Origin of the sequence: Curtobacterium sp. AB451 (assembly GCF_050585845.1) — a bacterium.
Taxonomy (GTDB): domain Bacteria; phylum Actinomycetota; class Actinomycetes; order Actinomycetales; family Microbacteriaceae; genus Curtobacterium.
In genome coordinates this window covers 149,190-162,133 of record NZ_JBOBQG010000001.1, presented here as the reverse complement: position 1 = coordinate 162,133, position 12,944 = coordinate 149,190, and the positions used below count along the sequence as shown (strand labels likewise).

Annotated in this window: 14 protein-coding genes; 7 read left to right on the top strand and 7 right to left on the bottom strand. The window is 71.3% G+C overall.

What is annotated here, in order from left to right; translation table 11 throughout:
- Positions 1–27 precede the first annotated feature (27 nt).
- Complete coding sequence (locus ACQXVK_RS00755; RefSeq protein ID WP_031262723.1) at positions 28–483, top strand: acyl-CoA thioesterase; 456 nt, start codon at positions 28–30, stop codon at positions 481–483.
- Between the two features lie 91 nt (positions 484–574).
- On the opposite strand, the gene ACQXVK_RS00750 is transcribed toward ACQXVK_RS00755, so the two are convergent.
- Entirely contained in the window at positions 575–1,432 is an 858-nt protein-coding gene (locus ACQXVK_RS00750) for an acyl-CoA thioesterase (protein WP_430852360.1), read from the bottom strand.
- A gap of 57 nt (positions 1,433–1,489) precedes the next feature.
- On the opposite strand from ACQXVK_RS00750, the gene ACQXVK_RS00745 reads away from it, so the two are divergent.
- The gene (locus ACQXVK_RS00745; RefSeq protein ID WP_402264203.1) at positions 1,490–2,191 is read left to right on the top strand and encodes a hypothetical protein; all 702 of its coding nucleotides are present in this window, start codon (positions 1,490–1,492) and stop codon (positions 2,189–2,191) included.
- 37 nt (positions 2,192–2,228) lie between these two features.
- On the top strand, positions 2,229–3,071 hold the full coding sequence (locus ACQXVK_RS00740; RefSeq protein ID WP_430852359.1) for an NAD(P)H-binding protein: 843 nt from the start codon (positions 2,229–2,231) through the stop codon (positions 3,069–3,071).
- A gap of 2 nt (positions 3,072–3,073) precedes the next feature.
- Here ACQXVK_RS00740 and ACQXVK_RS00735 read toward each other — a convergent pair whose 3' ends face one another.
- From ACQXVK_RS00735 to pepN, 3 genes are all read right to left on the bottom strand, one after another.
- Positions 3,074–3,514, bottom strand: coding sequence for a globin (locus ACQXVK_RS00735; protein WP_022907453.1), 441 nt, complete (start codon positions 3,512–3,514; stop codon positions 3,074–3,076).
- Complete coding sequence (locus tag ACQXVK_RS00730) at positions 3,511–4,584, bottom strand: mechanosensitive ion channel family protein (protein ID WP_022907454.1); 1,074 nt, start codon at positions 4,582–4,584, stop codon at positions 3,511–3,513. Before ACQXVK_RS00730 ends, ACQXVK_RS00735 begins: the two co-directional genes overlap by 4 nt.
- A 77-nt stretch (positions 4,585–4,661) precedes the next feature.
- Positions 4,662–7,241 carry an aminopeptidase N gene (gene pepN, locus ACQXVK_RS00725; protein ID WP_416394905.1) on the bottom strand — a complete coding sequence of 860 codons (2,580 nt, stop codon included), beginning with the start codon at positions 7,239–7,241 and terminating at the stop codon, positions 4,662–4,664.
- 209 nt (positions 7,242–7,450) lie between these two features.
- On the opposite strand from pepN, the gene ACQXVK_RS00720 reads away from it, so the two are divergent.
- Positions 7,451–8,011 carry a disulfide bond formation protein DsbA gene (locus ACQXVK_RS00720; protein WP_430852744.1) on the top strand — a complete coding sequence of 187 codons (561 nt, stop codon included), beginning with the start codon at positions 7,451–7,453 and terminating at the stop codon, positions 8,009–8,011.
- 36 nt (positions 8,012–8,047) lie between these two features.
- Here ACQXVK_RS00720 and ACQXVK_RS00715 read toward each other — a convergent pair whose 3' ends face one another.
- The gene (locus tag ACQXVK_RS00715; protein WP_430852358.1) at positions 8,048–8,566 is read right to left on the bottom strand and encodes a GNAT family N-acetyltransferase; all 519 of its coding nucleotides are present in this window, start codon (positions 8,564–8,566) and stop codon (positions 8,048–8,050) included.
- Here ACQXVK_RS00715 and ACQXVK_RS00710 point away from each other — a divergent pair.
- Genes ACQXVK_RS00710 through ACQXVK_RS00700 form a run of 3 tightly spaced genes read left to right on the top strand, consistent with a single transcriptional unit; the run spans position 8,565 to position 10,665 of the window.
- Positions 8,565–9,206: a helix-turn-helix domain-containing protein gene (locus ACQXVK_RS00710; RefSeq protein WP_430852357.1), complete on the top strand. Its 642-nt coding sequence runs from the start codon at positions 8,565–8,567 to the stop codon at positions 9,204–9,206. The two genes, ACQXVK_RS00715 and ACQXVK_RS00710, sit on opposite strands and share 2 nt — an antisense overlap.
- Before the next feature lie 22 nt (positions 9,207–9,228).
- The gene (locus ACQXVK_RS00705; protein ID WP_022907460.1) at positions 9,229–9,726 is read left to right on the top strand and encodes a ribose-5-phosphate isomerase; all 498 of its coding nucleotides are present in this window, start codon (positions 9,229–9,231) and stop codon (positions 9,724–9,726) included.
- Positions 9,727–9,735: 9 nt separating this feature from the next.
- A complete protein-coding gene (locus tag ACQXVK_RS00700) occupies positions 9,736–10,665 on the top strand; it encodes an Fpg/Nei family DNA glycosylase (RefSeq protein ID WP_430852356.1) in 930 nt (309 codons plus the stop codon).
- Positions 10,666–10,671: 6 nt separating this feature from the next.
- Here the strand turns inward: ACQXVK_RS00700 and ACQXVK_RS00695 are convergent, their stop codons facing one another.
- Together ACQXVK_RS00695 and ACQXVK_RS00690 are read right to left on the bottom strand one after the other, a co-directional pair.
- Entirely contained in the window at positions 10,672–12,147 is a 1,476-nt protein-coding gene (locus ACQXVK_RS00695; RefSeq protein WP_430852355.1) for an amidohydrolase, read from the bottom strand.
- Positions 12,144–12,797, bottom strand: coding sequence for an FMN-binding negative transcriptional regulator (locus ACQXVK_RS00690; protein ID WP_430852354.1), 654 nt, complete (start codon positions 12,795–12,797; stop codon positions 12,144–12,146). The genes ACQXVK_RS00695 and ACQXVK_RS00690 overlap by 4 nt, the downstream gene beginning before the upstream one ends.
- Between the last annotated feature and the right edge of the window lie 147 nt (positions 12,798–12,944).

The window sequence follows — 12,944 nt, the reverse complement described above, 5'->3', positions numbered from 1 at the left end:
GTGGCGCGGTTGCACGCTCCGGTCCGCATGCGGTGGAGCGACATCGACGCGTACGGGCACGTCAACAACTCCGCGATGCTGCGTCTCCTGGAGGAGGCGCGCATCGTGGGGTTCTGGGGTCCCGACCCCGAGGAACGTGCGCCGGACGGGTCCGTCCCCGAGCCGATCATCGACGGCCGTCCCGGGTCCGGCACGATGACCGTCATCGCGGCACAGCGCCTCGAGTACCTCGCGTCGATCCCGTACCTGCGGCAGCCGCTCGACATCCAGATGTGGATCGGGCGGCTCGGCGGGGCGAGCATCGACGTGTCGTACGAGGTCTGGTCACCGGTCGGACAGGAGCCCGCGGTGCTGTACACCCGGGCGACCACGGCGCTCGTGATGGTCGACGCGGTCAGCAACCGTCCGCGCCGGTTGACCGAGGCCGAGCGAGCGGCGTGCGCCGACTACGTCGAGGCCCCGGTGGCGTTCTCCCGCCCGTAGCACGGACCGGATCCGGCCCCGATGACGGATCGAGCGCCGCTGAGGACGGCTCGAGCGCCGCTGTGGGACGGATCACGCACCGATGTGCGCATCAGCGGGGGACGCGCATCATCCCCTCCTGCGCGACCGATGCGAGGAGCCGTCCGTCCGGCGAGAACATCCGGCCGAACGCGAGTCCCCGACCGCCCTGTGCGCTCGGGGACTCCTGCGTGTAGAGCACCCACTCGTCGGCACGGGCGTCGCGGTGCCACCACATCGCGTGGTCGAGGCTCGCGCTCTTCACGCCCGGCGTTCCCCAGGCGACCCCGTGGCGGCGCATGATCGGCTCGAGGATGGACAGGTCGCTCGCGTAGGCGAGGACGGCACGGTGGAGCGCGGGGTCGGCGGGGAGGTCGCCCTCCACCCGGAACCACACCGCCTGGTGCGCGACGTGCTCGCCCTGCACGTCGACGAACACCGGACCCTGGACGTGCCGCAGGTCGATCGAGCGTTCCGCCCAGGCCCGTGCGACCGGGTGGTCGATGGCGGACAGGATCGAGGCGGCCGAGGGCAGCGACTCGGGCTCCGGCACGTCGACGGGGAACGGGTCCTGGTGCTCCACGCCGGCGTCCGGGCGTTGGAACGACGCGATCATCGAGAAGATCGGCACGCCGCGCTGGTACGCCTGCACCCGGCGCGCAGCGAACGACCGGCCGTCGTGGATGCGCTCGACGCCGAAGGTGATCGGCACGTCGATGTCACCGGGGCGCAGGAAGTAGCCGTGCATCGAGTGGATGTCGCGGTCCTCGATGGTGGCCTGCGCGGCGACGATGCACTGCGCGAGCACCTGCCCGCCGAAGACCCGACCCCCGGGGGACCAGTGGCTCGCACCGGTGAGGATCGTCTCGCCCGTGCTCGCGCCCGTGTCCTCGAGTCGGAGGGTCCGCAGGAAGTCCGGTTCGCCGTTCACACCGTGCAGTCTACGAACGCCCCGCCGCCGGGTCCTGCCGGTAGGCTTCGGGGTGACATGGGCACCTCGTTCACGCTTCCCGACGCAGCCTCCCTCGGGGACCTGCGCACCTACCTCGGACGGGCCGCCCGCATCGAGGACGGCTCGGTCCGCCTCATCGCGGACTCCGGCGTCCTCGCGGTCTACACCGCGATCCTCTACCCGCTCGGCCTGCTCGACGAGCTGCCGACCGTGCTCGGGCTCCGGACGTTCTCGCTCGCGCAGCCGGCGACGATCGACGCGGTCGTCCCGCTCGCCTCGCTGCAGGAACGTCTGCGGCTGCTCGCCGACGCGCAGGACGCCGAACACGCCGACGGCGCCGACCCCACGCGGGCGACCCCGATCGAGGTGGAGCTGCCGCTCGAGGTCCACACGGTCACCTGGGCGGCGATCTCCCCGCCCCGGGGCGGGTGGGTCCCGCTGCCCGACGTCTCGCCGGAGCTCCTGCGCCGTGCCGCCCGGGACGGCATCGCCGAGGTCGCCGACGCCGTCCCGACGAACGCGGGCGACGCGATCGTCCGCAAGGTCCGCTCCGAGGTGTGGGGGCGTCCGGTCGCGGGCATCGAGCACGTCCCGGCCGGTGCCGGCTTCGCGGGGGAGAGCCTCGGGTTCCTCGGGCACGACCCCGTCCGGCTGTTCGAGACCGGACCCTGGAGCCGCCTGACCACGTCGCGCGGGCACGTGCTCGTCAAGCGTCGCGCCTGGACCCTCACCTCGTAGGCAGCCCGCTCCCGACGGCGGGTGGTTGGCTGGCGCCATGCACGTCTTCCTCACCGGCGCGTCCGGCTACATCGGTTCCTCGGTCCTCCGCGCACTCGTCGCCCACGGGCACGAGGTCACCGCCCTCGTCCGCACCGACGAGAAGGCGCAGGCCGTCCGCGACGCCGGCGGCAATGCCCTCGTCGGTGACGTCACCGACACCGACGTCGTCCGGAGCCTCGCCCACGAGGCGGACGCCGTGGTGCACACCGCCTCGGCCGAGCGCATCGACCCGGACTTCATCCGGACGGTGCTCGCAGCGCTCGACGGCACTCCGAAGCCGTTCGTGCACACCGGCGGGATCTTCACGTTCGGGAACTCCACCGACATCTCCGAGCAGTCACCGGTGTCGCCGCCCGCGCTCACCGCGTGGCGGGTGCCGAACGAGGCCACGGTGCGGGCCAGTGCGGTCCGCACGACGATCATCGCCCCTGGCATCGTGTACGGCCGCGGAGCCGGCATCCCCGCGATGTTCGTCGGCGACGGCGATCACGAGGTCCGGCTCGTCGGCGACGGTTCCCAGCGGTGGACGACGGTGCACGTCGACGACCTCGGCGAGCTCTACGTCCTCGCGCTCCACCGCGGCGAGCAGGACGGCTACGTCGTCGCGGCCACCGGCGACAACCCGACGGTCCGCGAGATCGCAGAGGCGGGCGCACACGGCTCGCCGGTCGTCGCCGAGAGCGTCGACGCCAGCCGCGAGCGCCTCGGCGCCGACTTCGCCGATGCGCTGCTGCTCCACCAGGAGGCCTCCGGCGCACACGCGCGCAACGTGTTCGGGTGGAACCCGACCCGGCCCACCCTCGTGCAGGACCTCGCCGACGGCTCGGGCGTCCGCTGACGTCAGTCGAAGGTGTTCGTCATCGCGTGCGCCGCGCGGTCGAGGTACGCCCACAGCTCGGCCTCGTCGAGGGGTGCGAGGCCGAGCGACTCGACCGCGTCGCGCATGTGGTGGAGCCATCGCTCACGTGCTTCGGGCGTGATCCGGAACGGCTGGTGGCGCATCCGCAGCCGGGGGTGACCGCGTTCGGCGCTGTAGGTGCCGGGGCCGCCCCAGTACTGCTGCAGGAACGTCGAGAGGCGCCAGATCGCGCCCTCGAGGTCGTCGGCCGGGTACATCGGCCAGATGACGTCGTCCTGTTGCACGCCCTCGTAGAAGCGGCGGACGAGGCGGTCGAAGGCGGGTGCGCCGCCGATGCGCTCGTAGAGCGAACCCGTGGCCGAGGCGCCGTGCTGGCCGACCCGCAGCGTGATCGGCTGGGCGGGCGGGGTGGGGTCGGTCATCGGGGGTCCTTCCCGGAGTCGGGGTCGTCGGTCCGGATCGGCTGACCGAGGAGGTTCCGGCTGCGCCGCGGCTTCGTCGGTGCCGGTGTGGGCTGGGTGCGGACGGTGCGGAGGCCGTTGATCGAGGTGGCGTTCTCCCACCCGGCGGGCATGATCATCGCCATGGCGGGCAGGGTCACGCCGAGCTCGTCGACGGCGTGCTTCAGTCGGACCCGGAGCTCGCGGCCGACGACGTCGAGCTCGGACGCCCGGGTCTTCACGACGAGGCGGAACACCATGCCGGCGTCGGTGATCGACTGCATGCCCCAGATCTCCGGCTTCTCGACGATGCGCTGGCGCCACCGGGGCTCCTGCGACATCGTGACCGCCGCCTTGAGGAGGGCGTCCTGCACGGCGTCGATGTCGGTGTCGTACGGGACGGTGATGTCGACGAGCACCCGCGACCAGCCCTGCGAGAGGTTCCCGACGCGCAGGATCTGCCCGTTCGGCACGAACCAGAGGATCCCGTTCACGTCACGGATCTGCATGACCCGCAGCCCGACGTTCTCGACGACGCCGGTCGCCTGGCCCGTGTCGACGACGTCGCCGACGCCCGCCTGGTCCTCGAGGATCATGAAGATGCCGGAGAGCAGGTCGCGCACGATGCTCTGCGCGCCGACCGCGAGCCCGGCCGCGACGAGCGAGGCGCCACCGACGATGCCGACCGCGGCGTTCGGGATGACCAGCGGGATGATCACCACGAGCGCGAGCACGACGACGATCACCGTCGCGAGGTTCTCGAGCACGCTGCCGAGCGTGCGCGTGCGCTGGACGACCCGGGCGGTCTGGATCGGTGAGGCGATGAGTGCCTGGGTGTCCGTCGCGCCCTGGCGCTTCTTCACACCGGTCACGACACGGTCGACGATCCCCTTGATGGAGTGCCGGAGGATCAGCCGCAGGACGAGAGCGGCGAGGATCGTGATGACGATCGTGATCGGGATGTGCCACGTGTCGACGAACTCGCCGAACGACTGCGAGACGGCCTCTGCCGCGCCGGACGGGGTCGGGGAGGGAACTGCAACCAAGGTCATGATCCGGTCGATGCTAGAGGGCGGGGCCCTGGCATCCCCTGGGGAACGCCAGGACCCCGCCGATCCTCATCCGCTGCTCAGGCGTCCGCTGCCTGGACCCGCAGAGCGCGCTCGGTCCCGGCGACGCTCTCGGACACGATGCGACGGAGCGCCGGCGTCTCGGGGTGGGCCTCGAGCCACGCGACCGCCGCGTCCCGGAGCTCGGCCGACGCGAGCGGCGCCGGGTAGAGCCCCGAGACGATGGTGTCGGCCATGTGGTAGCTGCGCTCGGCCCAGATGCGCGTGAGCACGTCGAAGTACTTCGGGACGAGCCCCTCGAGCACGACCGGGCTGTTCACGTGCTGGAACCCGACCGTGGTCTGGCGCACGATCGCGTTCGGCAGCTCGGCCGAGTCCACGAGCGACGAGAACGCCGCGAGCTTGCCCTCGGCCGTCGGGATGGTCGCACGGGCACGCGCGGCGGCCTGTTCGCCCGACGCGGTCTTGTCGGCCGCGAGCTCGGCGTCGATCTCGGCACCGGAGGCGGCACCGGCGAGCACGAGACCCTCGAGCAGCTCCCAGCGCAGGTCGGTGTCGATCTCGAGACCGCTCAGCGTGACCGAGCCGTCGCGCAGCCCGGCGAGCGTCGCCACGTGCTCGGGCGTCGACGCGATCTGCGCGAAGAACTTCACGAACTGGAACTGCGCGTCCGAACCGGCCTCGGCGCTCGACGCGAGGTTCCAGAGCGTGTCGCCCACGGTGCGGACCGTGGCGTCCACCTTCGCCGGCGCGACGTAGTTGCGCGTCGTCAGGAGGAGCTGCGACAGCGTCGTGCGGATGGTCGTCGACTCGGTCTCGGTGGCGATGTTGCCGAGGACCAGGCGGACGTAGTCGCTCGCGGGGGACTCGGCGTCGCGCGTGGCGTCCCACATCGCACCCCAGACGATGGAGCGGGCGAGCGGGTTCGCGATCGAGGCGAGGTGCTCGATGGCGGTCCGGCGCGAGTGCTCGTCGAGGCGGATCTTCGCGTAGGCGAGGTCGTCGTCGTTGAGCAGGACGAGGTCGCCGCGCTGCACGCCGACGAGCTCGGGCACCTCGGTGCGGGCGCCGTCGACGTCGATCTCGACGCGGTGCGTGCGCTCGAGCTTGCCGCCGGAGGACGCCGTGTCGGCGCCGAACGGGGCGTCGGTGTGCTCGGTGAAGGCGTACACGCCGATGGCGAGGCGGTGCGGGCGGAGCGTCGGGTGGTCGGCCGGCGCTTCCTGCAGGACGGCGAACGACGTGATCGCGCCGGACTCGTCGACCTCGATCTCGGGGCGGAGCGTGTTCACGCCGGCGGTCTCGAGCCACAGCTTCGACCACTCGGACAGCTCGCGGCCGCTGGTGGCCTCGAGCTCGACGAGCAGGTCGCGCAGCTCGGTGTTGCCGTGGTGGTGCTTCTTGAAGTACGCCGAGACGCCCGCGAAGAACGCGTCGATGCCGACCCACGCCACGAGCTGCTTCAGGACGGAGCCGCCCTTGGCGTACGTGATGCCGTCGAAGTTGACCTGGACGTCCTCGAGGTCGTTGATCGTCGCGACGATCGGGTGCGTCGAGGGGAGCTGGTCCTGGCGGTAGGCCCAGGACTTCTCCATCGCCTGGAACGTCGTCCACGCCTCGGTCCACTCGGTGGCCTCGGCCGTGGCGATCGTGGAGGCCCACTCGGCGAACGACTCGTTCAGCCAGAGGTCGTTCCACCACTTCATGGTGACCAGGTCGCCGAACCACATGTGCGCGAGCTCGTGCAGGATCGTGACGACCCGGCGCTCCTTGATGGCGTCGGTCACCTTCGAGCGGAAGACGTAGGTCTCGGTGAACGTGACCGCGCCCGCGTTCTCCATCGCGCCGGCGTTGAACTCCGGGACGAACAGCTGGTCGTACTTCTCGAACGGGTACGGGACGTCGAACTTCTCCTCGTAGTAGGCGAAGCCCTTCTTCGTGGTCTCGAAGACGTACTCGGGGTCGAGGTACTCGGCGAGCGACTTCCGCGCGAAGACGCCGAGCGGGATGGTGCGGCCGTCGCTGCTCGTCAGCTCGTCGCGGACGACCTCGTACGGGCCGGCGATGAGCGCCGTGATGTAGCTCGAGATGGTCGCGGTGGGCGGGAAGGCCCACGTGGCGATGTCACCGTCGACGTGCGGCTCGGGCGTGGGGGAGTTCGACACGACCTGCCACCGGGACGGCGCCGTCACGGTGAAGGTGAACTCGGCCTTGAGGTCGGGCTGCTCGAACACGGCGAACATGCGCCGCGAGTCCGGCACCTCGAACTGGGAGTACAGGTAGACCTCGTCGTCGACGGGGTCGACGAAGCGGTGCAGGCCCTCGCCCGTGTTCGTGTACAGCGCGTCGCTGACGACCACGAGCTCGTTCTGCTCCTGCAGGTCGTCGAGCTGGATGCGGACGCCGTCGTTCACCGCGGCGACGTCGAGCGCGGTGCCGTTCAGGGTGACGGAGTGCACGGTCTTCGTGATCGCGTCGATGAACGTGGACGCACCGGCGGTCGCGGTGAAGCGGACGCGGGTGGTGCTGCCGAAGGTCTCGGCGCCGCGGGTCAGGTCGAGCTCGACGTCGTACGTCTGCACGTCGACGATCGCGGCACGTTCCTGGGCTTCGATTCGGGTGAGGTTCTCTCCGGGCACGGACGCTCCATCTTCGCGGTTGCACACGGACGGTCCTTGTCCGTGTGGAGGGGAGTCCCGGCACGGCGTCGTGCACCGGCGGGACGGTCGCCTCCAGCCTAGCGAGCGCGCGTACGCTCGCATCCGTGACCGACACGACTGTGGACAAGACGACCGCCGAACGAACCACCGTGGAGTTCTGGTTCGACCCGAACTGCCCCTGGGCCTGGATGACGAGCCGCTGGGTCGGCGAGGTCGCCCGGCACCGCGACCTCGACGTGACGTGGAAGGTGATGAGCCTGTTCGTCCTCAACGAGGACCAGGACGTGCCGGAGAGCTACAAGGAGCGCCTGCACGCGGGCCAGGTGTACCCGCGCATCGTCACGGCGGCGAAGCTCCGGCTCGGCCAGGACATCGTCAAGCCGCTCTACGACGCCCTCGGCGAGCACATCCACCACCGGCAGGAGTCCGACCCGGAGCAGGTCGTCCCCGCCGTGCTCGCCGAGCTCGGTCTCGACGCCGACCTGCTCGAGTACGCGTGGACCGACGAGGTCGACGCCGCCGTGCGGGCCAGCCACCAGGACGGCATCGACCGGGTCGGACAGGACGTCGGCACGCCCGTCATCGCGGTCGCCGGCACCGCGTTCTTCGGACCGGTCATCTCCCCGGCACCCACGGGCCAGGAGGCGCTCGACCTGTGGGACGGCGTCGTCGCCGTGGCGAAGTACCCCGGCTTCTTCGAGCTCAAGCGCTCGCGCACGGTCGGCCCGATCTTCGACACCACCGACTGACGGGAGGCGCGGCTCCCCACCGTCTCGTCCGTCGCGTCAGGCGAGGGGCAGGCGCATGAGCGTCAGGTCCAGCCAGCGGTCGAACTTGCGTCCGACCTCGGGCACGACCGCAACCGTGCTGAACCCGAGCTTGTTGTGCAGGGCGATCGACCCGGTGTTCGTGCTGCAGATCCCCGCCATCATGACGTGCCGGCCCTCGGCGGTCGCCCGCTCGACGAGGGACCGCATCAGGGTCGAGGCGATGCCCCGGCCGCGGAACGACTCGACCACGTAGACGCTGTGCTCGACGGTCAGGCGGTACCCGTGGTGCGGCCGCCATTGCGAGTACGTGGCGTACCCGGCCACGGTGCCGTCGACCTCGGCGACGAGCACGGGGTACCCGTCGCCCTGCCGCTCGGTCAGCCATGCGTCGAAGTACGCGCGCGGGTGCGGTTCCTCCTGCCAGATGGCGGTGGAGTGCAGCACGGCGTCGACGTGCAGGGCGTGCACGACGTCGAGGTCGGCCGGGGTACAGTCGCGGACCACGACCCCGTTCGTCGCATATGCTGTCGTCATGTCTCACATCGTAGACGAACCGATCGTCGATGACGCAACCGCCGCCGACGACGCGGGCGCAGACGAACAGCGTGCCCTCGGCGAGCGCCTGCAGCGGCTCCGCACCGAACGGAAGTGGAGCCTCACCGAGCTCGCCGAGGAGTCCGGTGTCTCCCGCGCGATGATCAACCGCGTCGAGCGCGGGGTGTCCAGCCCCACCGCGACGATCCTCGGCCGGCTCTCCGGGGCGTTCGGCCTCACGGTCTCGCAGCTCCTCGACGAGTCCCTCGAGCACGAGGTGCCCAGGGCGACGGACCCCGACGACGCACGCGGCATCCAACGCGGCGCGACCGCCGAGTCCTGGACCGATCCCGACACCGGGTACCGGCGTCGTCCCGTCTCGAGTGCGGCCTTCCCCGCGGACGTGACCGAGGTGCGCCTCCCGGCCGGCCGCGAAGTGGCCTACCCGGCGTCCGCCTACGCGTTCCTGCGCCACTGCATCTGGGTGGTCGACGGCGTGCTGGAACTCGTCGTCGGCGGTGAGCCGACGCGGCTCGCGGCGGGGGACCGCATCGAGCTCGGCGAGCCCGCCGACGTCGTGTACCGGAACCCGAGCGAGGAGCCCACCCGGTACGTCGTCGTCGTGGTCCGGGGGCAGTAGGCGCAGGAATAGGATCGATGCCATGCGCATCCACCTCGGAACGGACCACGCCGGCCTCGAGTTCAACAAGACCCTCGCCACCCACCTGACCGAGGCCGGGCACGACGTGGTGGACCACGGTCCGACCGAGTACGACGCGCTCGACGACTACCCCTCGTTCTGCATCAACGCCGCGCACGCCGTGGTCGAGGACCAGCGCGCCGGCGTCCAGGCGCTCGGCGTGGTGTTCGGCGGCTCCGGCAACGGCGAGCAGATCGCCGCGAACAAGGTCGAGGGCGTCCGTGCCGCGCTCGTGTGGAACGAGTCGACCGCCCTCCTCGCGCGCCAGCACAACGACGCGAACGTCATCTCGATCGGCGCTCGCCAGCACACCGAGGACGAGGCGATCCGCTTCGTCGACCTGTTCATCGCCGAGCCGTTCTCCGGCGAGGAGCGCCACGCCCGTCGCATCGCGCAGCTCGCGGAGTACGAGACGACGGGGCACATCGCCGGCAAGCAGATCGACGGCTCGGCCGAGTAGACAGGTCCCATGCCCGAGGGTCACTCCGTCCACCGCATCGCCAACCAGTTCTCCCGGCACTTCGTCGGCAAACGCTGCGAGGTGTCCAGCCCGCAGGGTCGGTTCGCCGCCGGCGCCGCCAAGCTCGACGGCACGCGCATGGTCGCCGCCCGGGCGGTCGGCAAGCAGATGTTCCTCGAGTTCGAGGGCGACCGGTTCCTGCGCGTGCACCTCGGCCTCTACGGCGCGTGGGACTTCGCGGGCGTGATCTCGTCGGCCGAGGCGCTGTCCGAGGACGGCGACGGCGAGGAGTCGTTGTCCTCGATCGGCGCGCCCCGGCTCGCCCGCTACCGGATGGCCGAGCAGGAGAAGGCGGAGGACCCGATCGAGGCCTTCCCGCCGCACCCGGTCGGACAGGTGCGCGTCCGGATCCTCACCGAGGACACCGTCGCCGACCTGCGCGGCCCGACGGCGTGTGTCGTCGAGGACCCCGCCGGCGTGCAGAAGGCCCTCGACAAGCTCGGTCCCGACCCGATCAACGACGACGGGCCCGAGGCCGAGAAGACCTTCGTCGAGAACGTCCGGAAGCGGAACGTCGCGATCGGGCAGCTGCTCATGGACCAGGCCGTCGTGAGCGGCATCGGCAACATCTACCGCGCCGAGCTGCTGTTCCGGCAGCGCATCGACCCGTACAAGCCCGGCAAGAAGATCACGGTGAAACAGGCCAAGGCGCTCTGGCACGACTGGTCGAAGCTCCTGCACGACGGCGTCCGCGACGGCCTCATGCTCACGATGGACCGCCTGTCGAAGAGCGACCACGCGAAGGCCGTCCGATCGCGGAAGGACCGGCACTGGGTCTACCACCGCGAGGGGCAGCCGTGCCGGGTCTGCGGCACCGAGATCCGGATGGCCGACATGGCCGGCCGGAAGCTCTACTGGTGCCCGAAGGACCAGAAGTAGCGCCGGTCACACGTCCCGGTGGGTGAACCGCCCGGCGATCGCGGTCCCGAGGACCCGCGCCCGTCGGAGCGGTCCCGACCCGGTCGCATCGAGCGGGTCCGCCTCGAGCAGGACGAGGTCCGCGACGTCGCCGACGGCCACGCCGACCCGACCGCCCTCGGTCGACCCGCGCCAGGCGGTCAGCAGGGTGAGCCGCTCAGCCGCGTGCCACGGTTCGCGGCCGTCCCGGTCGCGTCCGACGGCCGCCGCCATCGACACCCACGGGTCGAGCGGCGCCACCGGCGCATCGGACCCGAGCAACAGCGTCGCTCCGGCACGGTCGAGGGAGGCGAACGGGAACGCCCGGTCGGTCATCCCGGCCCAGTACCGGTCGGCGAGGTCGCGGTCGTCCATCGCATGCTCCGGCTGCACGGACGCGGCCACCCCGAGTCGGGCGAACCGTTCGACGTCGGTGTCGGCGAGCAGCTGGGCGTGCTCGATGGTGCCGCGGGCGCCGACGGTCTCGAAGACGTCGAGGGCCAGCGTGTTCGCCCGGTCGCCGATCGCGTGGACGGCGGGCACGAGTCCGGCGTCGACGGCCCGGCGGACCATCTCGACGAGGTCCTCGAACGCGTACGCCAGCACGCCTCCGCCCGACGTCATCGCCGCGGTCCGCGTGCCGAGCGACCCGTCGGTGATGACCTTGAACGGCCCCATCCGCACCAGTCCTCGGGTCCCCGGTACGACGTCACCGGTCCGGAGTCCGCGCGCGACGGCGGCGTCGAGGTCGTTCGGGTAGACCCCCGAGTCGACGCGGAGGCCGTCGGTGCCGGCCTGCACGCGCCGGGTCCAGCGGTCCAGTCCGAAGACCATCTCGAGGTCCCGCACCCGCGTCACCCCGCGGGCGGCGGCCGCGTCGACGGCATCGACGACGAAGCCGTCGAGCACCTCGTCCGGCACCCGCGAGAGCGCGCCGGTCACGTCGAACGCGTCCTGCTCGCGCAGCACCCCGTCGTCGCCGGTGGAGAGCGGGCGTCCGAGGACGCCGGAGAAGTGCTCCAGCGCCGCGGCGTTGCACCAGACCGCGTGCAGGTCGCCGCTGATGACGACGACCGGGAGGCGCGGGTCGACCCGGTCGAGCAGCTCGCGTCGCGCGGGACGGGGCCACATCCCGTCGCGGTAGCCGTGGCCGATCAGGACACGGTCCGCCACACCGGTGCGGGCCACCGCGTGGAGGAGGTCCGCCGTCGCCTCGGCGGAGTCCGCGGTGGACACGTCGACGCGGCGGCGGACGAGGGCCCACTGGTCGAAGTGCACGTGGTGGTCGACGAGCCCAGGGCCGAGCCACGCGCCGGCGGCCTCGACGACGTCGGTGTCGGCGTCGGTGGCCTCGAGCGTGCCGGCCGGTGCGACGGCGGTGACCCGACCGTCGACGACGCGGACGTCGGACGGGGCGCCGGACGTGCCCACCCGTCGGACGGTGCGGAGCAGGACCTCGCTCACCGCGCCTCCTGGGTCGCCGCGCGTGCCGCGTGTGCCCGGGCCATCTCGTCGGCGAGCGCCGCCGAGGCGTAGGGACCGTCCGAGCGGAGGCCCTCGACGATCCGGTCCACGACCTCGGGCGCCTTGTTCTGCGACAGCTTCGCGCGGGCGTCGAACCGGGTGACCCGGATGCGGATCCCGACGGTGCCCTTCGCCATCCGCCGTGCCGTCTCCTCGTCGACCTCGAGCGACACGGGCTCCGGCATCACCCGCTCGAAGTGGTCGACGAGCTCGCCGAGGACGCGGAAGTTCTCGTCGTCGGACAGGATCTCCGGCGTGCCCCAGCAGTGCGCGGTGACGTGGTTCCAGGTCGGCACGAACTGCTCCGGCGGGTACCAGGCGGGGGAGACGTAGCCGTGCGGGCCCTGGAACACCACGAGCACCTCGTGTCGTCCGAGTTCGTGGGCGACCTCGTCCGGGCGTCCGACGTGCGACACGAGCACGAGGCCGTCGGGGTCGTTGCCCGGTGCCGGCGTCTCGAGGAGGAACGGGTAGTGCGACGCGACCAGACCGGCGTCGGTGTGGGAGACGATCGTCGCCCACGGGTGCTCCCCGATGAGGCGCCGCACCTCGTCGACGTCGGTCATCAGGAAGTGCGGGGTGTGTCGCATGCACGCCAGCGTTCCACACCGGACGGGGGCGACGCGAGCGCCGCCGTTTCCGGTGTGTTTCAGAACGGTAAAGCTTTCAGAGATCACTGAAAGAAGTCTTGTGTTCGGGTTTCTGCCGGGCCTAGCTTCTCGGTCAACGACGACCGG